The 18,738-nt window shown below is 61.2% G+C and carries 18 protein-coding genes; 4 read left to right on the top strand and 14 right to left on the bottom strand.

The window, feature by feature from the left end; all coding sequences use genetic code 11:
• Positions 1-148: 148 nt before the first annotated feature.
• The 11 genes from IWX87_RS02870 to IWX87_RS02820 all read right to left on the bottom strand — a co-directional run bounded on the left by IWX87_RS02870 (position 149) and on the right by IWX87_RS02820 (position 11,482).
• The gene (locus IWX87_RS02870) at positions 149-925 is read right to left on the bottom strand and encodes an enoyl-CoA hydratase (RefSeq protein WP_196862010.1); all 777 of its coding nucleotides are present in this window, start codon (positions 923-925) and stop codon (positions 149-151) included.
• Positions 926-977: 52 nt separating this feature from the next.
• Positions 978-1,136, bottom strand: coding sequence for a hypothetical protein (locus IWX87_RS02865; protein WP_196862009.1), 159 nt, complete (start codon positions 1,134-1,136; stop codon positions 978-980).
• An 18-nt stretch (positions 1,137-1,154) separates the two neighbouring features.
• The gene (locus tag IWX87_RS02860) at positions 1,155-2,354 is read right to left on the bottom strand and encodes an acetyl-CoA C-acyltransferase (protein WP_196862008.1); all 1,200 of its coding nucleotides are present in this window, start codon (positions 2,352-2,354) and stop codon (positions 1,155-1,157) included.
• Positions 2,355-2,375: 21 nt separating this feature from the next.
• Entirely contained in the window at positions 2,376-2,897 is a 522-nt protein-coding gene (locus IWX87_RS02855) for a DUF4442 domain-containing protein (protein ID WP_196862007.1), read from the bottom strand.
• Entirely contained in the window at positions 2,897-5,311 is a 2,415-nt protein-coding gene (locus IWX87_RS02850) for a 3-hydroxyacyl-CoA dehydrogenase/enoyl-CoA hydratase family protein (protein WP_196862006.1), read from the bottom strand. The genes IWX87_RS02855 and IWX87_RS02850 overlap by 1 nt, the downstream gene beginning before the upstream one ends.
• Positions 5,312-5,445: 134 nt before the next feature.
• Entirely contained in the window at positions 5,446-5,880 is a 435-nt protein-coding gene (locus tag IWX87_RS02845; protein WP_196862005.1) for a DUF2147 domain-containing protein, read from the bottom strand.
• 29 nt (positions 5,881-5,909) lie between these two features.
• Positions 5,910-7,706: an acyl-CoA dehydrogenase C-terminal domain-containing protein gene (locus IWX87_RS02840; protein WP_196862004.1), complete on the bottom strand. Its 1,797-nt coding sequence runs from the start codon at positions 7,704-7,706 to the stop codon at positions 5,910-5,912.
• A 24-nt stretch (positions 7,707-7,730) separates the two neighbouring features.
• On the bottom strand, positions 7,731-8,435 hold the full coding sequence (locus tag IWX87_RS02835; protein ID WP_196862003.1) for a TetR/AcrR family transcriptional regulator: 705 nt from the start codon (positions 8,433-8,435) through the stop codon (positions 7,731-7,733).
• Between the two features lie 223 nt (positions 8,436-8,658).
• Positions 8,659-9,861, bottom strand: coding sequence for a PLP-dependent aminotransferase family protein (locus tag IWX87_RS02830; RefSeq protein WP_196862002.1), 1,203 nt, complete (start codon positions 9,859-9,861; stop codon positions 8,659-8,661).
• Positions 9,862-9,872: 11 nt separating this feature from the next.
• Positions 9,873-10,085 carry a hypothetical protein gene (locus IWX87_RS02825; protein WP_196862001.1) on the bottom strand — a complete coding sequence of 71 codons (213 nt, stop codon included), beginning with the start codon at positions 10,083-10,085 and terminating at the stop codon, positions 9,873-9,875.
• Positions 10,082-11,482: a VOC family protein gene (locus IWX87_RS02820; protein WP_196862000.1), complete on the bottom strand. Its 1,401-nt coding sequence runs from the start codon at positions 11,480-11,482 to the stop codon at positions 10,082-10,084. Before IWX87_RS02820 ends, IWX87_RS02825 begins: the two co-directional genes overlap by 4 nt.
• A 155-nt stretch (positions 11,483-11,637) precedes the next feature.
• On the opposite strand from IWX87_RS02820, the gene IWX87_RS02815 reads away from it, so the two are divergent.
• Positions 11,638-12,537 carry a LysR family transcriptional regulator gene (locus IWX87_RS02815; protein WP_196861999.1) on the top strand — a complete coding sequence of 300 codons (900 nt, stop codon included), beginning with the start codon at positions 11,638-11,640 and terminating at the stop codon, positions 12,535-12,537.
• Between the two features lie 88 nt (positions 12,538-12,625).
• Here the strand turns inward: IWX87_RS02815 and IWX87_RS02810 are convergent, their stop codons facing one another.
• Positions 12,626-13,519, bottom strand: coding sequence for a transporter substrate-binding domain-containing protein (locus tag IWX87_RS02810; protein ID WP_196861998.1), 894 nt, complete (start codon positions 13,517-13,519; stop codon positions 12,626-12,628).
• A 210-nt stretch (positions 13,520-13,729) separates the two neighbouring features.
• Positions 13,730-14,656: a LysR family transcriptional regulator gene (locus IWX87_RS02805; protein WP_196861997.1), complete on the bottom strand. Its 927-nt coding sequence runs from the start codon at positions 14,654-14,656 to the stop codon at positions 13,730-13,732.
• 105 nt (positions 14,657-14,761) lie between these two features.
• Here IWX87_RS02805 and IWX87_RS02800 point away from each other — a divergent pair, with 105 nt between their 5' ends.
• From IWX87_RS02800 to IWX87_RS02790, 3 genes are read left to right on the top strand one after another with little or no spacing between them, the layout of a single operon-like run.
• Complete coding sequence (locus IWX87_RS02800) at positions 14,762-15,715, top strand: 3-hydroxyacyl-CoA dehydrogenase family protein (protein ID WP_196862198.1); 954 nt, start codon at positions 14,762-14,764, stop codon at positions 15,713-15,715.
• 11 nt (positions 15,716-15,726) lie between these two features.
• Positions 15,727-16,548, top strand: coding sequence for a 3-keto-5-aminohexanoate cleavage protein (locus IWX87_RS02795; protein ID WP_196861996.1), 822 nt, complete (start codon positions 15,727-15,729; stop codon positions 16,546-16,548).
• Between the two features lie 44 nt (positions 16,549-16,592).
• Positions 16,593-17,588, top strand: coding sequence for a tripartite tricarboxylate transporter substrate binding protein (locus tag IWX87_RS02790; protein WP_196861995.1), 996 nt, complete (start codon positions 16,593-16,595; stop codon positions 17,586-17,588).
• A gap of 149 nt (positions 17,589-17,737) precedes the next feature.
• On the opposite strand, the gene argB is transcribed toward IWX87_RS02790, so the two are convergent.
• Complete coding sequence (argB, locus tag IWX87_RS02785) at positions 17,738-18,664, bottom strand: acetylglutamate kinase (RefSeq protein ID WP_196861994.1); 927 nt, start codon at positions 18,662-18,664, stop codon at positions 17,738-17,740.
• Positions 18,665-18,738: the final 74 nt, after the last annotated feature.

Raw genomic sequence — 18,738 nt, 5'->3', positions numbered from 1 at the left:
GTTGGACATTAAAAAAAGCCGCTGTCGGTTTCTGACAGCGGCTTTTTTATTCATTGCAGATTCTTTGACGCTATCAATAAAATAGCTGCCAGAACACGCCAGATAAGCGCAAAAAGCTGTTTTTACTTAGAATTTGGCGTGAAATCACTCAGATTGCCGAAAAATCCGGCTTGCGCTTTTCCATGAAGGCGGTGAACGCCTCGCGGGCGGCAGGCTCCTGCAGCATGCGGCTAAAACTCGCGCCCTCTTCGGCCATGCGCTCGGCGACCATGCCGGCATTGCCCTTTTTCATCAGTCGCTTGGTTTCCATCAGCGACGTGATCGGCTTGGTGGCCAGTTTCATCGCTTGCCGTTGCGCCAGCGCATTGGCCTCGGCAGGCGGCACGATGCGGTTGATCAGGCCCATGTCCAGTGCCGTCTCGGCCATGAAGGGCTCGCCCAGCAGCAGCGCTTCGGCGGCGCGCGGATAACCCATCAGTTGCGCGGCCAGAAAGCTCGACGCCGCTTCCGGGCACAGTCCCAGGTTGACGAACGGCATCGAAAACGCAGCGTTGTCGCCGGCATACACCAGGTCGCAATGGAACAGCATGGTGGTGCCGATGCCGACCGCCGGACCGCACACGCTGGCGACAATGGGCTTGGGAAAGCTGCTCAGGCCGCGCAGGAAACGAAACACCGGCGCGTCCGATGTGGCGGGCGGAGTGTTCAGGAAGTCGCCAATGTCGTTACCGGCTGAAAAAATCGTTTCATGGCCCTGGAAGACAACGACGCAAACCGCCACGTCATGGTTGGCCGAATCCAGCGCGTCGGCCAGCATGTCGTACATGGCAGCGGTGATGGAGTTCTTGCGTGCCAGGCGGTTGAGCGTGATGGTCATCACGCCGCTGTCGGTGTGAACCAGGATGTCGTTGGAAAGTTCGGTCATGGGTTTTTCTGTAGGGTTGTAAAAAATACGATTCTGGCAGCATGCGAAAAGTTCAGGCGCTCAGGGCTTCAAGCACACAACCCGGCTGGTCCTTGGCCTCTTGATCGGCGGCCAGGACCATCAGCTGTCCGGCTTTCAGACCGGGGGCTTGCAACACGTCGGCCACCGTGGCCGGGTCCGCCATGTGTTTTCCGCCTCCCAAAAGGGCCACGGTGCAATTTTAAAATGATCAGACGCGCTCAAAAATACCGGCAGCGCCCTGCCCCATGCCGACGCACATCGTGACCATGCCGTATTTCAGCTGGTGGCGGTGCAGCGCATGAATCACCGTGGCAGCGCGAATCGCCCCGGTGGCGCCCAGCGGATGGCCCAGCGCAATCGCGCCACCCATCGGGTTGACCTTGGCCGGGTCCAGCCCCAGCGTGTTGATGACCGCCAGCGACTGCGCGGCAAACGCTTCGTTCAGTTCGAACCAGTCGATGTCGTTTTGCGTCAAGCCGGCGTAGCGCAGCGCGGCCGGAATGGCTTCAATCGGGCCGATGCCCATGATGTCGGGCGGCACGCCCTTGGCGGCGTAGCTGACAAAGCGGGCCAGCGGCTTGAGGCCGAACTGCTTGACGGCTTTTTCGCTGGCCAGGATCAAGGCACCCGCGCCATCAGACGTTTGCGAGCTGTTACCCGCCGTGACCGAGCCGCGTGCGGCAAACGGCGTCTTCAGTTTGGCCAGGCCTTCGAGCGTGGTGTCGGGCCGGGCGCCTTCGTCCAGGCTGACGATGCGGCTTTTGGCAATGACTTCGCCGGTTTCCAGGTTAGCCGTGCGGTCCGTCACTTCAACCGGGGTGATTTCGTCAGCGAACTCGCCAGACTGCTGCGCCTTGAGCGCCTTCATGTGCGACTCGTAGGCAAACTGGTCCTGCTTCTCACGCGAGACTTTCCACTGCTGCGCGACTTTCTCGGCCGTCAGCCCCATGCCATAGGCAATGCCGACGTTCTCGTCGTTGGCAAACATGGCCGGCGACAGCGACGGAGAATTGCCCGACATCGGCACCATGCTCATGCTTTCGGTGCCGGCGGCAAACATCACATCGGCCTCGCCCACGCGGATGCGGTCGGCCGCCATCTGGATAGCCGACAGGCCCGAAGCGCAAAAGCGGTTCACGGTGATGCCGCCCACGCTGGTCGGCAGGCCGGCCAGCACCGCACCGATACGCGCGATGTTCAGACCCTGCGGGCCTTCGGGTATCGCACAGCCGCAGATGATGTCTTCAATCGCTTTCGGGTCCAGCGTCGGCACCTGGGCCAGCGCAGCCTTGAGGACATTGACGAGCAGGTCGTCAGGCCGGGTATTGCGGAAAAAACCCCGGTGCGAACGGCCAATGGGCGTGCGTGTGGCGGCAACGATGTAGGCGTCCTGGACTTGTTTGGCCATGATTGAAATTCCTTTGGTTCTTTAGCTTTTTCGGGGACCAGACGGAATCCAGGCCCACACAAATTCACATTCGACAGGCTCGACGCCCGCTTCATCGGTCACCGTCACCCGCACATTGACTTCGCCCTTGTCGCTGGCCTGCATCAGCGCCTGCTGCTCGGCCGTGAGGATGGCAATCGCACGCATCGCTCCGCTGGCGCGCTTTTTGAACGCCATCTTCAGCTCTTTGGCCAGCGGAATGCAGTCGTCGCGCACATTCATGCCGACCACCATGCCGGTGGCGGTTTCGGCCAGCAGGTTCATGGCCGACGCATGGATGCCGCCAATATGGTTCTGCACCTTCTTCTCATTCTTCAGTCCGACTTCAACGCGTTCCCGGCTCATATGCAAAAAGTCGATGCCGGCTGTCCCGGCAAAAGGCACGGCGCGGCGCAGCACCACGCCTTGATACCAGATGCGGGCAAAAGACGGCACATCGACAAGCCGTTCCAGCTGGCGCTCCAGCCGGTTTGGCGGATGCTTCACAGTGCGCAGTTCAGCCATCAGTTGCGCACGGGCTTGCCGGTGCTCATCATGCCCATGATGCGTTCCTGCGTTTTCGGATGTTCCAGCAGCGCGCAAAACGCCTGGCGCTCCAGCGTCATCAAATATTCCTCGCTGACCAGCGTGCCGGCATCGACATCGCCGCCGCAGACCACGCCGGCGATCAGGCTGGCAATGTGAAAGTCGTGCGCGCTGATGAAGCTGCCGTCACGCATGTTGACGAGCTGGCCCTTGATGGTCGCCACGCCGTTGCGGCCCGCCACCGGGAACAGGCGTTTGTGCGGCGGGCGGTAGCCCGAGGTGTAGAGCGCGCGCGCTTCGTTCAATGCGACAAACAGCAGCTCGTCCTTGTTCGGCACGATGACATCGCTGTCGAGCAAATAGCCCAGCCTGCGGCTGTCGATGGCGCCAGTGCCGACGCTGGCCATGGCCGCGGCGGTGAACCCTTCCGTCAGGAAAGGCAGCACGTCCTTGTTGCTCGACCTGGCCGCGTTTTCAGCGGCGCGGCGCGCAATATAAGCCAGTCCACCCGCGCCGGGCACCAGGCCGACACCGACTTCGACCAGGCCGATATAGCTTTCCATCGCGGCGACCCGTTTGGCCGAATACACCGCCATTTCGCAGCCGCCACCCAGAGCGAGGCCGCGAATTGCCGACACCACTGGCACGGCCGCATAGCGCAGCCTGAGCATCACGTTTTGCAGTTCGGCCTCGACGCCGTCGATCATCGCCGCGCCGCCCATCATGAAGGCCGGCAGCATCGACTGCAGGTCGGCGCCAGCCGAGAACATCGCATGGTTGGACCAGATCACCAGGCCCTTGTAGCTTTTTTCAGCCAGGTCCACGCCCAGCGCCAGGCCTTCGGCCACGTCGGGGCTGATGGCGTGCATCTTGGTCTTGATGCTGGCGATCAGCACATCGCCCTGGTCGGCGTCGAGCGTCCACAGGCGAATCGCATCGTCTTCGTGCAGCGTCGTGCCGGCAGTTTCAAACGCGGGTGCGTTGGAACCCAGCACGGCTTCGGGGAAAAGCTGCCGCTCATAGACTGGCAGCTTGCGCCGGGGAATGAAGGCCTGGCTGGAGGCGCTCCAGGAGCCCTCTGGCGTGTGCACGCCGCCGGCGTCAGCCACCGGGCCGGTGAACACCCAGTCGGGCAGCGGCGCAGAACCCAGCGCCTTGCCGGCGTCGATGTCTTCCTTGATCCAGTGGGCCACCTGCAGCCAGCCGGCTTCCTGCCACAGCTCGAACGGCCCCTGCTTCGCGCCGAAACCCCAGCGCATCGCAAAGTCGATGTCACGGGCGGTTTCGGCAATGCTGGCGAGGTGCACGGCGGCGTAATGAAACTGGTCGCGCAAAATGGCCCAGAGAAAGCGCGGCTCGGCGCCTTCGGCATGGCGCAGCAGCCCCAAGCGCTCGCCGGCCGGCTTTTTCAGCATGCGGCCGACCACTTCATCGGCTTTGGCGCCGCCCGGCACGTATTCCATGCTTTCCGGGTCCAGCCGCAGGATGTCGCGGCCGACCTTTTTGTAAAAGCCGGCGCCGGTCTTCTGGCCCAGGCTTTTGGCATCAAGCAGTTTGGCCAGTACCGGCGGCGTGCCGTACATGGCGGCGAACGGGTCGGCAATTTTTCCTTCGCCCAGGTTGTCCTGCAGCGTCTTGATGACATGCGCCATCGTGTCCAGCCCGACCACGTCGGCGGTGCGGAAGGTGCCCGAACTGGCGCGGCCCAGCTTCTTGCCGGTCAGGTCATCGACCACGTCATAGCTCAGGCCAAAGGCTTCGGCTTCCTTGATGGTGGCCAGTATGCCGGCGATGCCGACGCGGTTGGCGATGAAGTTGGGCGTGTCGTGCGCGCGGATCACGCCCTTGCCCAGCGCGGTCGTCACGAAGGCTTCCAGGTCGTCGAGCACAGCGGGTTGCGTGGTCGGTGTGTTGATCAACTCGACCAGCGCCATATAGCGCGGCGGGTTGAAAAAATGGATACCGCAAAATCGCGGCTTGATGGCTTCAGGCAATGCTTCGCTGAGCGTGGTGATCGACAGGCCCGAGGTGTTGCTGGCGACGATGGCGCCTTCGGCAATGAAGGGCGCTATTCTTTCGTACAGGTCGGTCTTCCAGTCCATGCGCTCGGCAATGGCTTCGATGATCAGGTCGCATTCCTTCAGAACATCCATGTGCTCTTCGTAGTTCGCCTGCTGGATCAGGCTGGCGTCTTCAACGACTCCCAGCGGCGCAGGCTTGAGCTTTTTCAGCCCCTCAATGGCGCGGCTGACAATGCCGTTTTTCGGGCCTTCCTTGGCCGGCAGGTCGAACAGCACGACCGGCACCCGGCAATTGACCAGATGGGCGGCGATTTGCGCGCCCATCACGCCTGCGCCCAGCACGGCGACTTTCTTCACTTGAAATCGGGACATTTTTTTTCCTTGTCGATTACTGATTCAGCGCATCTTTCAAGCCAATGACAGCGTGGAGCCGGCGCTGTCGGGCCAGAGATGTCGCCCCTGGAAAGGGAATGAGGCTACACGCAATGAGCCTCAGGCGGGGTGGGTCAATTGACGCGAACCCAGGTCTGGGTGCGCCCGAAAGGCCCGAACGAGCCCCGGACATCCAGCTTTTTGCCGTCCTCAACCGGCGTCATTTTGAGCGTGTAGTTTTTTCCGTTTTCAGGGTCCAGAATCTTGCCCCCCTCCCACACGCCCGCGCCTTCGGCCTTTTTGGCGCCCCGGATGATTTCGAGGCCAAGCAGCGGCTGGTCCTTGCGGTCGTCGCTGCATTCGGTGCAGACATCGTCGGGTTTGGCGGTCTTGAGCAGGCGCTTTTCTATTTTCCCGCTCAAAACCCCCGACGTCTCGGCAATGCGGACCTCGGCCTTGGCCTCGCCTGTCTTGTCGTCGAAACTGCGCCACAGGCCCACGGGCGTGCCCTGGGCCATCGCGGGCCCGAAAGCAGCTCCTAAAACAATAGCTATCAATGCACGGTACATATGCGCTCCAGCATTAAAACGTTGATAAATCAGGCCAGCGCCGCGTCAGTGTCCATCAGCGAGCGGCTGCCGCTGCGCGCGGTGCGCATCAGCGTCGCGGTCTCGGGAAACAGTTTGGCGAAATAAAAGCGCGCCGTCTGCACCTTGGCCAGGTAGAACGGATCGGCATTGCCGGCGGCAATCTCACGCAGCGCAGTTTGCGCCATACGCGCCCAGAAGTAGCCAAACACCAGATGCCCGGCTACGCGCAGATAATCAACCGCCGCCGCGCCCACTTCATCCGGATTCTGGAAGCCCTTGAAACCCAGTTCGGTGGTGAACTTGGTCATCTGGTCCGCCAGGTAGGCCAGCGGGTTGATGAACTCGGCCATCTTCTCGTTCACGCCCTCCTCGGCAATCAGCGCGCCAATTACCTTGCCGAACTTCTTCAGCGTCGCGCCGTTGTTGCCCAGCACCTTGCGGCCCAGCAGGTCAAGCGACTGGATGGTGTTGGTGCCTTCATAGATCATGTTGATGCGGTTGTCGCGCACCAGTTGCTCCATGCCCCATTCCTTGACATAGCCGTGGCCGCCGAACACCTGCATGCAGGCATTGGTGGCAATGTGGCCGTTGTCGGTCAAAAAGGCTTTCACGATGGGGGTCAGCAGCGCGACTATTTCGCCCGAATCCTTGCGGACTTTTTCGTCCGGGTGATACAGCTCCTTGTCAAGCAACAGCGTGCAGTAGATGCCCAGCGCCCGGCCGCCTTCGGCATAGGCCTTGGCGGTCAGCAGCATCTTGCGCACGTCGGGGTGCACGATGATCGGGTCGGCCGGCTTGTCTTTGGCCTTGGTGCCCGAGAGCGAACGCATCTGGATGCGGTCCTTGGCATACGCCAGCGCGTTCTGGTACGCCACTTCGGTCAGGCCGAGCGACTGGTTGCCCACGCCGAGGCGGGCGGCGTTCATCATCACGAACATCGCGGCCAAGCCCTTGTTGGGTGCACCGACCATGGTGCCCACGGCGTCTTCCATCACGATTTGCGCGGTGGCGTTGCCGTGAATGCCCATCTTGTGCTCCAGACCGCCGCACCAGATGCCGTTGCGCGAACCGAGCGAGCCGTCTTCATTGACGTTGAACTTGGGCACGATAAACAGGCTGATGCCCTTGCTGCCCTGCGGCGCATCGGGCAGGCGGGCCAGCACCAGGTGCAGGATGTTGGCCGTCATGTCGTGCTCGCCGGCACTGATGAAAATCTTGTTGCCGGTCAGCTTGAAAGTGCCGTCGGCCTGCGGTTCGGCCTTGGTGCGCAGCATGCCGAGGTCGGTGCCGCAATGCGGCTCGGTCAGGCACATGGTGCCGGTCCATTCGCCGCTGACCAGCTTGGGCAAATACAGCTTTTTCTGCGCGTCGGTGCCGTGGGCATGCAACGCTTCATACGCGCCGTGCGACAGGCCGGGGTACATCGTCCAGGCCTGGTTGGCCGAGTTCAGCATTTCATAAAAACACTGGTTGACCACGAACGGCAGGCCCTGGCCGCCGTATTCCGGATCACAGCTCAGCGCAGCCCAGCCGCCTTCCACATACTGCGCATAGGCTTGCTTGAAACCCTTGGGCGGCGTGACTTCATGGGTGGTCTTGTCGAGCGTGCAGCCTTCCTCATCGCCACTGATATTGAGCGGAAACGCCACTTCGACGGCAAACTTGCCGCCCTCTTCCAGCACCGCGTTGATGGTGTCGACGTCGATGTCGGCATGCGGGGGCAATACCTTCAGCTCGTCGGTGACCTTGAGCACTTCGTGCATGACGAACTGCATGTCGCGCAGGGGGGGGTTGTACTGGGGCATGGAAATCCTTTGGCGTTGGGGGTGTCAAGCGGGTTTGGAAAAAGAAGAACCAGGGAAAGCAGGGTCGGGCACGGCCGTACGGGCATGGCGCGCCATCATGTTGGCAAAGGCGGTCTTGGCCCGGGCGATGGAGCCGGGTGTCTTCAGGAAGCGGGCTTCATAGTGCAGTGCCAGGATGAGACCATGAACCTCGAACACCACCTGATGCGCATCGGTTTGCTGATGGAAATGACCCGCTTGCGTCGCCTGCACCACCGCGCGGTGCATGGCCGCCAGCCAGATACGCACCGAGTCGGCGAGTGCGTCGCGCACCGGACCGGGCCGGTCGTCGAATTCGACGGCGCCGCTGATGTAGATGCAGCCCGAATCAATCTCCACCGACGTCCGGTTCATCCAGCTGTCAAACATCGCATGCAGGCGCGGCAAGCCACGCGGCTTGTGCAGCGCCGGAAAGAAGACCTCTTCCTCGAACCGGACATGGTATTCACGAACGACCGAAATCTGCAGTTCTTCGCGCGAGCCGAAATGAGCGAACACGCCCGATTTGCTCATGTGCATGACCTCGGCCAGAGCGCCAATGCTCAGGCCTTCCAGGCCGATTTGCGTCGCCAGCCCCAAGGCTGCCTCGACAATGGCGGCCTTGGTCTGCTGGCCTTTTTGCGCGCTTTTGGACGTGCCCGTGGCCCCTGAAGTGCGGACGCTTTTGACAGAAATTGAAGTGACAGACATGGAGGGGGAAAATAAAAGAACGATCGTGCTATTTTGCAGCAATTTCATCTCCTGCCAACCATTAACCCTACATATTTTTGGAGTTCAGTCCTTTGGAAGGTGCGTGCGCCCTTGTCTTGACTACCGGAAATATCGGCACCAGAAAGAAACACGCCGGCAATATCAATTGCGGGAGTCTGGAAAAACCGTGATCGCGGTCACGGTCGTCTTTGGCCTTTAATCCTCAACTTGCCTGCGCAAAAGCCCTCGCCAACCGTTCTATGCCTTCCTGGATCTGCCCCACGTCAGGAGCAGCAAACGACAATCGCAGCGTGCCAAGGTCGGGCGCTTCCGGATAGAACGCTGCACCCGGAACATATAAAACGCCGCATTGCACGGCAGCCTCAAACAGTTGCTTTGCGTTAACGGGCACTGTGCTGCGCAGCCAAACGAACATGCCGCCCTGCGGCTGCACAAATGCTATTTTTTTGCCGAGCCTGGCATGCAACCCATCCGCCATGGCTTGCATGCGCTGCTTGTACTCTGTCCGGGCGCGCTCCACGCCAGCCGGATACCGGCCTGCTCCCAGGTATTCAGCAGCAATCTGCTGTGCCAGCGGCGACGTGCACAAGTCCATCGTCTGTTTGGCAACGACACAGCGGCGCAGTACATCGGGCGGCGCTGTCAGCCAGCCAATACGCAGTGCAGGCGCCACCGTTTTTGACAGGCTTGACAGGTAAAGCACCGGATTGCCGTCCCCGGCGATGCGCTGGCCCACAGCGTAGAGTGAGGGCGGCCGGTCATCGATGAAACTCAGCTCGCCATAGGGGTCGTCTTCAACGATCAGGAAATGGTATTGAAGCGCCAGACGCACCAGGGCCTCACGCCGCGCAGCGGGCAGCAAGGTGCCGCAAGGGTTGGAAAACGTGGGCACCGTATAGACCAGCCTGGGCCGTTGCGCCATGGGCAGCAGGGCCAGGCGAGCGGCAAGTGCATCCACATCAAGACCCTGCCCGTCAACCGGGGCGGCCATGATTTTGGCATTCGCCAGACGCAAGGCCTGGATGGCGGCGGGGTAAGCCGGGGTTTCGACGCAGACCGTGTCACCGGGCTCAATGAAGATGCGCAGCAGCAGGTCAAACGCCTGTTGAGAGCCGGTGGTGACGATCAGATCAGATGGGCTGCACACCATGCCGCGTGAGCGGCAGAGCAAGGCCAGCGCCTCGCGCAGCGCCGGCATTCCCTCGGTGGCGCCGTATTGCAGGGCGCCGCCGCCCGACAGCGCTCTGGCCGCCGCTTCTTGTAATCCTTCAGCGTCAAACAGGCTGGGCGACGGGTAGCCACCGGCCAGCGAGATGATGCCGGGCTGGCTCAAATACGGGAACAGTTCACGTATTGCAGAACCGGCAGGATTGACAAAACTGGAAGCAAAAGGAATAGGCAGCATGCGTCAGGTAGTCAAGTAAAAGAAAGTTCACCCGTGTCGGCAAGCGCTGGTGCGCAGCCAAAATCGGCTGCAACGGACAAGCCCAAAAGATTCAATAACCGTCGAACTCCAGAACCCAGCGCCCGCACCGCCTGAGTGGTGTCGTGCAGGTTTTGGCTGCCAATGCCATGAACTTGGCGCTGAAGCTGCACCATTGACTCCTGCCCCAGCGGCGTTGCGCTCATGCGCTGACTGGCGCCTGAAATGCGCGACGGACCTGTTCGATGGAACGGGTCTGCGCTTGTGCATAAAGCTCGATTTCGTCATGCACAGCCGCACCCAGCGCCGCTTCAAAAGCGGCTTGGTCGTCTTGTGCGGCGTAATGCTTGCGCTCGACGCTGCCCAGGTTTGACTGGAATATTCCGGCGGCACTGACCGGCAAGAAATCTTCATACACCATGGGCTGCGCACGCACCAGACCCTCGGCCATCAGATCTTCAAGTTCCCGGCTCGACGACTCGAAATCGGCCGCCCCGACAGCGGCTTTGCCTTGCGCTGTCAGCACATAGCGAAAAAACCCCAGCCCTTCGCGGCGCAGCGTGTCGTAGTCGTCAGGGAATGCCTCAAAGGCCAGTGCCAGCCGTCTGGCATAGGCTTCAGCATCTTCGTTGGCAACAGCGCCATCGCGCACATCCGCCAGAAGCTGGTCGTAGCGCTGGCGTCCGGCACGCGTGAGGGCGATGCCGCGATGCTCGATCTCACCAAACCGCGCCGTGTGCGTGCCCGAGCGCCGGCCATCGTCCCCCTGGAACAACACCTTTTCTTCCAGCGCCTTGAAGCTGGTCTGGCGTAGCAAAATGGCGCAACGGCGGCGCGGCGGGCCTTCAATGAATTCCTTCGCGATGATGCCGCACCGGGGCATGGCGGCCTGAGCGGCATCGATGTCAAGCGTGCGCGGCGTCAAGTGGTTGATGTGGGGGCCTTTGAAGCACACCACGTCGGCAATCAGGCGGTGCGCCTGTTGCAGCTTGTCGTAGGTCTGGCCATCGACGGTGGCTTCGGCATGCCAGCAAAAGGTTTGCAGCGCCTCCGCCACAAATTCATCAGCTTCTTTTGCCGTCAGGCCGCCTGCCCGTTCAAAACGCTCGATCAGCGCCAGTGCGCCTTTGGTGAAGATACGACGGCGCTCAAGGATGGAGGCGGCTTTAATGCGCAGAGCTTCGTCGGCGATCAACTCCAGACGCAGCAGCGAGGTAAACACCCGAAACGGGTTGGACATCAGCGCAGCGTCTGCCACAGGCCTGAATGCGGTTGAGTGAACCGGGACACCGGCCACAGACAGGTCATAGTAGCCAACGGGCTGCATCCCCATCACAGCGAACAGACGACGCATGGTCGCCAGTTCTGCTGGCGTGCCCAGTCGAATTGCGCCATGACGTTCAGCGTCGAGCCGTTCGATTTCCCCAGACTCGCTTAATTGCCTGGCGAGACCCGGCTCGGCTGCCAGGGTTTGGGCATTGACTTCAGCCACCAGTTGCACCAGCGCGCCATATTGAGGCACCTCCTGACGATACATACGGGACATGGCCTGCGAAAAACGGGTACGAATATCGTTGCTGCTGACGAATTGAGATTCGCTCATGGTGTAGTGGGTTCGGTTAAAAAATCAAGGCATGAACCCTTGGGCATGCCGCAGTGGAATCATCTTTCGTGGGCTGATGGTCAATCCTATTGAAGACTGCAAGCACGGTCAAACGATATTACGGTCGTCAATCATTCCTGCTTAGAATGATCTGCATGCTGCTTTCAAGTCGTTTTCTTCCTTCGATGTCGCTGTTGAGGGCCTTCGAATCTGCCGCCCGCCACCAGAGTTTCACCGCTGCTGCGGCTGAACTCCACCTCACGCAAAGCGCCGTCAGCCGCCAGATCCGGGCGCTGGAGGAACTGCTGCACTCCAGCCTGTTTGTGCGCGAACGCCAGACCGTGCGGCTGACGCTTGCCGGCCAAGCCTATGCGCAGGAAATCCGTGTGTCGCTGTTGCGCATCTCCAATGCAACGCTGGGTTTTCGCACCAATCCCAAAGGCGGCACGCTCAACCTCGCCATACTGCCAACCTTTGGAACGCGCTGGCTGGCGCCGCGGCTGCCCGACTTTCTGGCACAGCACCCCGGCATCACGCTGAACCTGACGACGCGTCTCGCGCGCTTTGATTTCGAACTTGAAGCCGTTGACGCAGCCATTCACTTCGGCCTGCCCCACTGGCCTGGCGCAGAGCTTGAATTCTTGATGCGCGAAACGGTGATTCCGGCCTGTAGCCGGGCACTCCGGGAACAGTACCGGTTTGCCGCGCCAGCTGATCTGCTCCAAGCGCCATTGCTTCATCTGGTGTCGCGTCCTGAGGCGTGGCAGCGCTGGTTGCAAGCCCACGGTGCCCTCGCCAGTGAAGCACGTGGCATGCTGTTTGATCAGTTTGCAGTGGCAACACAAGCCGCCATTTCCGGGCTGGGTGTTGCACTGCTTCCACGCTTCCTGATCGAGGCTGAACTTGCGCGCGGAGATCTGGTGGAAGCGGTCTGTGATGCGCAACCCATAGAAAGCGCCGAGCGTTATTACCTGGCCTGGCCCATGAACCGCAGCAGCTACCCGCCGCTGCAGGCCTTCCGGCAGTGGATTTGCGCCGCCGCGTTGTTGCCGTAACAGCACAGCAGCAACTCATTTCATTTCTGCATCAAACCCGCACCTGCAGGCCAAGCCGGCAAAGCACGCAGTTGGTTAGGCAATGGAGTTACTTGCCGTCGGCATACGACTCCAAGGGCTTGTCATTGGGTTCGCGCAACAATTGTTTGAGCGTGTTGCTCATGGGCAAATTAAGGCTGGTGTTGCTCGGCGGAATCGGTGACATGAACCACTTGTTGTAGAGTTTTTCCACATCGCCCGACTTCATGAGCTTGCGCAAGGCGTCATCAACCGCCGTCTTGAAGGCCGGATCGTCTTTGCGCAGCACCAGCGCTATGGGCTCGGCACCCAATGATTCGCCCACGATGTGGTAACCCGCCGGATTGCGGTTCCCGGCAATAACGCCCGCCAGCAGGTTGTCGTCCAGCACAAAGGCATCGGCACGCCCCGACTCCATCAGCAAGAAACTGTCAAAGTGGTCTTTGCCCAGCAACACAGGGAAGTCGATATTTTTGGATTGCGACAGTTTGCGCAGCATTTGCACGGCGGTGGTGCCTGCCGATGCGGCAACCGTGCGGCCACCGAGCTGGTCAAACGACGTGATGCCGGAATTCACTTTGGTCGCCATGCGAACTTCGCTCACATAGGTGGTCAAGGCAAACGCCACCTGTTGCTGGCGTGTTTTGTTGTTGGTTGTGGGACCGCAACCAATATCAACCGTGCCGTTTTGCACCAGTGGAATGGTGTTCTGGGCCGTCAACACGCTGTATTCAAACTTCACCGCCGGCATGATGTCTTTCAGCACGCGTTCGCAAAGCTCGACATGGTAGCCAACGAACTTTTCGTTGGCCCCCAGTGCAAAGGCCATGGGCGCTGAAGATTCGCGCACCCCAAGCACGGCCTTGCCGCTGGTTTTCATTTTGGTCAGGGTGTCAACGCTCTGCGCGAAGGCCGGCAAAGCCAAGGCAACAAAGGTTGCAGCAACGAGGGTTTTGAGCTTCATGGACGTCTCTGAATTTTTTTGTAATAAATCGGGATCAAGGTTTGGCCATCACCCAGCAAGTCATCATGGATGCGACGCATCCATGACCTGATTGAATATCCCTCAAAACCCCTTGATTGAATAGCAATGAAATGGAAGAAGGTGATGCCAATCTGGAATGATGTCGAAGCACTTCGGGTTTTACGAAAGCGGCGTTGACTGTTTGTGTTTTCAGCTTGTTGTCCGGGGCCGGGGCGCCACCCGCGCCATTTCTTCGCGCAGCATGTCGACCAAGGCTGTTGCAGCAGGAGACAGGCTGCGATAGCGCCGGGTGACCAGCCCGATCGGGCGGGAAATGTCAGGCTCGACCAGCCGGCGGCGCACCACGCCGGGCTGCGGCGCCACGGCTGCCGCCAACTCGGGCAGCGCGGCAACCCCCAGCCCGCAGGCGACCATGGCGGTGATGGTGGCCAGGTGTTCCACCTCGTAAGTCGGCGCAAAACGCAAGCGGTGCTCCAGCAGCGCAGCGTCGGCATACTGGCGCACGCTGGCGGGCAGCGGCATTGAAATGTGCGTCAGCGCGGCCACGTCGATCCAGCGCAGCGGTCCGTTGCCCTGCGCCAACGCATGGCCGGGCGGGATCAGCAAGACAAAGCCATCGGAGGCCAGCGGCTGGTAGTCAAGGTCGGCATAGGCGGGATTGGCTGCTGTGAGCGCGAAATCCACCTGGCCAGCGCGCACCAGGTCAAAGGCCGGGCCCGACAGCGTGTCCACAATCCGGAACTGAATGCCGGGGTGCTGTGCGCTGAAGCGGGCGCAGGCAGCCGGCACCACTGTGGCCGCCAGTGAAGGCAGCGCGGCCAGAGTGACTTTGCCTGACTGCAGTTCCACCACGTTGCGCACCGCGCGCACCGCCTCGTCTGTCTGGGCGCGCAGCAGCAGCGCCTGCTCGGCAAACACCTGTCCGGTCGCCGTGAGCTGCACATGGCGTGTGGTTCGGTCGAACAGCCGCACCGCCAATGTGTCCTCCAGCCGCGTGATGACGCCGGAAACGGCCGACTGCGACAGGTTGACTTGCGCGGCGGTGCGGCGAAAGCTCAGGGTGGCGGCCAGGGCCAGAAAAACATCGAGTTCGCGGATTGACCAATTGATCTGCATAGCGAATCAGTTTATCCATAAAAACGTTTGGACAGCGCAATGCCCAACTTCTAGACTCGACTGAAAACCCACCTGCCCGTTTTGCAAAAAGGACCTCTTTTGAACCTGCTTCCCGCCCATCCGAAAAACGTACATGCCGTAGTCGTCGGCGGCGGCACCATGGGGGCCGATGTGGCCATCGTGCTGGCGCGCGGTGGCTGCCGCGTGACGGTGATTGATCCAGGCGAAGCCAAGCGCGCGGCATTGCAGGCGCATGTACGGCAGGGCTTGGCACCGCTTGGGCTGGAACGCCGCGCAGACCAGGTGATGGCGGTGGCCGACCTCTCTTCTGTCGCCTGGCACGACGTGGCGCTGGTGGTGGAATGCATTCCGGAAAATTTGCCGATGAAGCAGCAACTGTTCGCCGAACTGTTGACGTATGCGAAGGTCTCTGCGGTTTTGGCCAGCAACAGCTCGAGCTTTCCGATCAGCGCTATTGCCCAAGGGCTGGCGTCGCGCCAGCGCATGCTGGGCCTGCACTTTTTCATGCCGGCCCACCTGGTGCCGCTGGTTGAAGTGGTGTGCGGGCCGGACTCTGACCGTGAACTGGCCGACAGCTTGTCCGCCTTCATGCGTGGCTGCGGCAGCGTGCCGGTGCTGGTGCGCAAGGACAAGCCCGGCTTTCTGGCCAACCGCCTGCAGCATGCGCTGGCACGCGAAGCCTTTGCCATGATCGACGAAGGCATTGCCACGCCGCAAGATGTGGACGCAGCCGTACGGTTCGGCTTCGGCTTTCGCTACCTGGCTGCAGGGCCGGTGCTTCAGCGTGACCATGCCGGACTCGACGTGCACTGCGCCGCTGCCGCCAGCATGTATCCCAGTCTTTCCAGCACCACAGTACCTGCCAACGTGCTGCAGACGCATGTCGATGCCGGCAGGCTGGGCATGAAAACCGGTGCCGGTTTTTACGAATGGCCCGAAGCGCGCCGCCTCGCGGAACGCGCGCGTTACGACCGCCTGCTGCAGCAGGGGCTGGACTTGCTGGCCAATGAACTTCCGCAAATTGACAAAAACTTTTGACCTTCCATCCTATGACGTTTGAACCGCTCATCATCACCGTGGCGCCCAACGGCGCCTACAAGCAGGCCCACGACCATGCCGCCGTTCCGCTGACCGCCGCCAGCCTGGCCAGCACCGCCAAGGCCTGCCTGGATGCGGGCGCCGCCATGCTCCACCTGCACATCCGCGACGCGCAGGGCGGGCACAGCCTGGACGTAGAGGGCTACCGCAATGCCTTGCAGGTGGTCAAGGCCGCCGTGGGCGACGCCATGGTGCTGCAAATCACCAGCGAAGCCGCCCGTGTTTACCAGGCCCCGCAACAAATCGCCATGGTGCAGGCACTGCGCCCTGAAGCCGTGTCGGTTTCATTGCGCGAACTGGACCAGCCCGACATTGGCGACGCCGGACTGGCGGCATTTTTTCAAGGGCTGGCGCGCGAGCGGGTCATGACGCAGGTCATTCTTTACGACGTGGCCGACCTGCAGCGCTGGCAAGCCCTGCGCGAGCGCGGCGTGATTCCCGAAGCGCCCTGGTTTTTGCTGTTCGTGCTGGGCCGCTACACCAGCGGGCAAACGTCCAGCCCGCGCGATCTGGTGCCTTTTGTCCATGCCCACACCGGGCCAGAGCCGTGGGCGGTGTGCGCATTCGGGGCCACCGAACATGCCTGCGTGACAGCCGCCGCCGCCTTGGGCGGGCATGTGCGGGTGGGTTTCGAGAACAACCTCCAGCTTAAAAACGGCCAGACCGCACCCGACAATGCCGCATTGGTCGGGCAGGCAGCAGAGGCAGCGCTCAGCCTGGGCCGCCCGCTGGCCAGCGCGCAAGACATACGCCAGCGCTTTGGCGCAGCCTGAAACGCATCATTCACAACCATAACCATAACGACAACGGAGACAACATGAAACGCACTGCTTTTGTGAAAATTGGCGCCCAACTCAGCGCCAGCATCGCCTTGGCCCTGCTGATGCCACTGGCCAGCCATGCGCAGGACAACTACCCCAGCAAAAACATCCGCTTCGTGGTGCCCTACCCGCCCGGCGGCCCGACCGACCTGATGGCCCGGCTGCTGAGCATGGAATTGCAAACCCGGCTGGGCGTCACCGTCATCGTGGACAACAAGGGCGGCGCAGGCGGCAACCTGGGCAGCGCCGAAGTCGCCAAGCAGTCGCCTGCCGACGGTTACACACTGCTGCTGGCGGCCAGCGGCCCGATGGCGGTCAATTCCACCCTGTTTCGCAGCATGCCCTTCAACTCGCTGACCGATCTGGCACCCGTGATCCAGATCTCGGCGTTTCCGATGGTGCTTGAGGTCAATCCCAAACTGAGCGTGAAAACGGTCAAGGAACTGGTGGCACTGGCCAAAACCAACAAGCCGGATTTGAGTTTTGCATCGGCCGGCAACGGCACACCGCAGCATCTGGCAGGGCAGATGTTCAACACCCAGATGGACATCAAGATCGCCCACATTCCCTACCGGGGCGCAGGACCGGCGCTGAACGATCTGCTGGGCGGCCAGGTCAACGTGATGTTCGATGTGCTGGGCAGCTCCCTGCCTTACATCCAGACCGGAAAACTCATCCCGCTGGCCGTGACCTCGGCCAAACGCAGCCCGCTGTTGCCCAATGTGCCGACCATGGCCGAAGCCGGCGTGGCAGGGTACGAATTTACCGGATGGCATGGCGTTGCCGTTCGCGCCGGAACGCCCGCGCCCATCATCGACAAGCTCAACAGCACGCTGAACGCCATCTTCAAGGAGCCCGAGTTCCACAAGAAGTGGGAAGCGCTGGGAACACCCGTGGTGGGCGGCACTGCAGCCCAGTTCGGCGAGTTGATCAAGACGGAAACCGTGCGACTCGGCAAGGTGGTCAGGGACTCGGGCGTCACTCTGGATTGAGCATTCAGTCGCATGCGGTCACCAGGCGGCATCGGGCTGACCCTTTAGTCCTGATTTGATAGCTGCTCATGCATGCTGGCATTGCGCAAAAGCACTTTTTAACCAAAATTTATGCCTTGCTGGCCGAAAAACCCAGCCAGCAGACAGGTTCAGTGCGAGCGGATCATCGTCCCGTAAGCCTTGTCGGTCAAAATTTCCAGCAGCATGGCATGCGGCACCCGGCCGTCGATGATGTGAACAGCATTCACGCCGCTTTTGGCGGCATCCAGCGCGCCCTCGATCTTGGGCAGCATGCCGCCTGAAATCGTGCCATCGGCAAACAGGGCGTCGATCTCGCGCGCCGTCAGGTCGGTGAGCAACTCGCCGGCCTTGTTCAACACGCCGGGAATATTGGTCAGCAGCACCAGCTTTTCAGCCTTCAGCACTGTCGCCAGCTTGCCGGCCACGACGTCAGCGTTGATGTTGTAGCTTTCGTTGTTTTCGCCAAAGCCAATCGGGCTGATCACGGGAATGAAGGCGTCGTCCTGCAACGCCTTGACCACGCTGGGGTCGATGCTGACGATCTCGCCGACAAAGCCGATGTCGTGCTCCTTGCTGGCATCGTCCTTGTCCAGCATGGTCAGCTTCTTTGCGCGAATCAAGCCGCCATCGCGCCCCGTCAGGCCAACCGCCTTGCCACCCGCCTGGTTGATGAGGCCGACGATGTCCTGCTGCACCTGTCCGGCCAGCACCCATTCGACCACCTCCATGGTTTCGTCGTCGGTCACGCGCATGCCCTGGATGAAATGGCCTTTCTTGCCCAGCCGGTTCAGCGCCATTTCAATCTGCGGTCCGCCGCCGTGCACCACCACCGGATTCATGCCGACCAGCTTGAGCAGCACCACGTCTTCTGCGAAGTCGGCCTGCAGCGCGGGATCGGTCATGGCGTTGCCACCGTACTTGATGACGATGGTTTTGCCATGAAACTGGCGAATGTAAGGCAGCGCCTGGGCCAGAATCTCTGCCTTGTCACGCGGGCCGATGTGCGACAGGTCGGGGTCGGAAGAAGATGAGTCGCTAAGCAAAGGAGAGGTCATGTCATCAAGCCTGGAAATGTTAAATCTGCAAATTGTGCCGCATGGGCGTGATGAAATGAAGACGCCCTGCCCGC

This window comes from Polaromonas sp. CG_9.7, from assembly GCF_015752205.1.
GTDB lineage: Bacteria > Pseudomonadota > Gammaproteobacteria > Burkholderiales > Burkholderiaceae_C > Polaromonas.
This window is presented reverse-complemented; position numbering and strand designations above follow the sequence as displayed.

Bases quoted from the DNA above. Each gene is read 5' to 3' on its own strand.
- IWX87_RS02810 (WP_196861998.1), bottom strand. From the start codon at position 13,519: ATGAAGCTCAAAACCCTCGTTGCTGCAACCTTTGTTGCCTTGGCTTTG.
- IWX87_RS02870 (WP_196862010.1), bottom strand. From the start codon at position 925: ATGACCGAACTTTCCAACGACATCCTGGTTCACACCGACAGCGGCGTG.
- IWX87_RS02855 (WP_196862007.1), bottom strand. From the start codon at position 2,897: ATGGCTGAACTGCGCACTGTGAAGCATCCGCCAAACCGGCTGGAGCGC.
- IWX87_RS02790 (WP_196861995.1), top strand. From the start codon at position 16,593: ATGAAACGCACTGCTTTTGTGAAAATTGGCGCCCAACTCAGCGCCAGC.
- IWX87_RS02825 (WP_196862001.1), bottom strand. From the start codon at position 10,085: ATGAGCGCAACGCCGCTGGGGCAGGAGTCAATGGTGCAGCTTCAGCGC.
- IWX87_RS02795 (WP_196861996.1), top strand. From the start codon at position 15,727: ATGACGTTTGAACCGCTCATCATCACCGTGGCGCCCAACGGCGCCTAC.
- IWX87_RS02805 (WP_196861997.1), bottom strand. From the start codon at position 14,656: ATGCAGATCAATTGGTCAATCCGCGAACTCGATGTTTTTCTGGCCCTG.
- IWX87_RS02830 (WP_196862002.1), bottom strand. From the start codon at position 9,861: ATGCTGCCTATTCCTTTTGCTTCCAGTTTTGTCAATCCTGCCGGTTCT.
- argB (WP_196861994.1), bottom strand. From the start codon at position 18,664: ATGACCTCTCCTTTGCTTAGCGACTCATCTTCTTCCGACCCCGACCTG.
- IWX87_RS02845 (WP_196862005.1), bottom strand. From the start codon at position 5,880: ATGTACCGTGCATTGATAGCTATTGTTTTAGGAGCTGCTTTCGGGCCC.
- IWX87_RS02835 (WP_196862003.1), bottom strand. From the start codon at position 8,435: ATGTCTGTCACTTCAATTTCTGTCAAAAGCGTCCGCACTTCAGGGGCC.
- IWX87_RS02820 (WP_196862000.1), bottom strand. From the start codon at position 11,482: ATGAGCGAATCTCAATTCGTCAGCAGCAACGATATTCGTACCCGTTTT.
- IWX87_RS02850 (WP_196862006.1), bottom strand. From the start codon at position 5,311: ATGTCCCGATTTCAAGTGAAGAAAGTCGCCGTGCTGGGCGCAGGCGTG.
- IWX87_RS02815 (WP_196861999.1), top strand. From the start codon at position 11,638: ATGCTGCTTTCAAGTCGTTTTCTTCCTTCGATGTCGCTGTTGAGGGCC.
- IWX87_RS02860 (WP_196862008.1), bottom strand. From the start codon at position 2,354: ATGGCCAAACAAGTCCAGGACGCCTACATCGTTGCCGCCACACGCACG.
- IWX87_RS02840 (WP_196862004.1), bottom strand. From the start codon at position 7,706: ATGCCCCAGTACAACCCCCCCCTGCGCGACATGCAGTTCGTCATGCAC.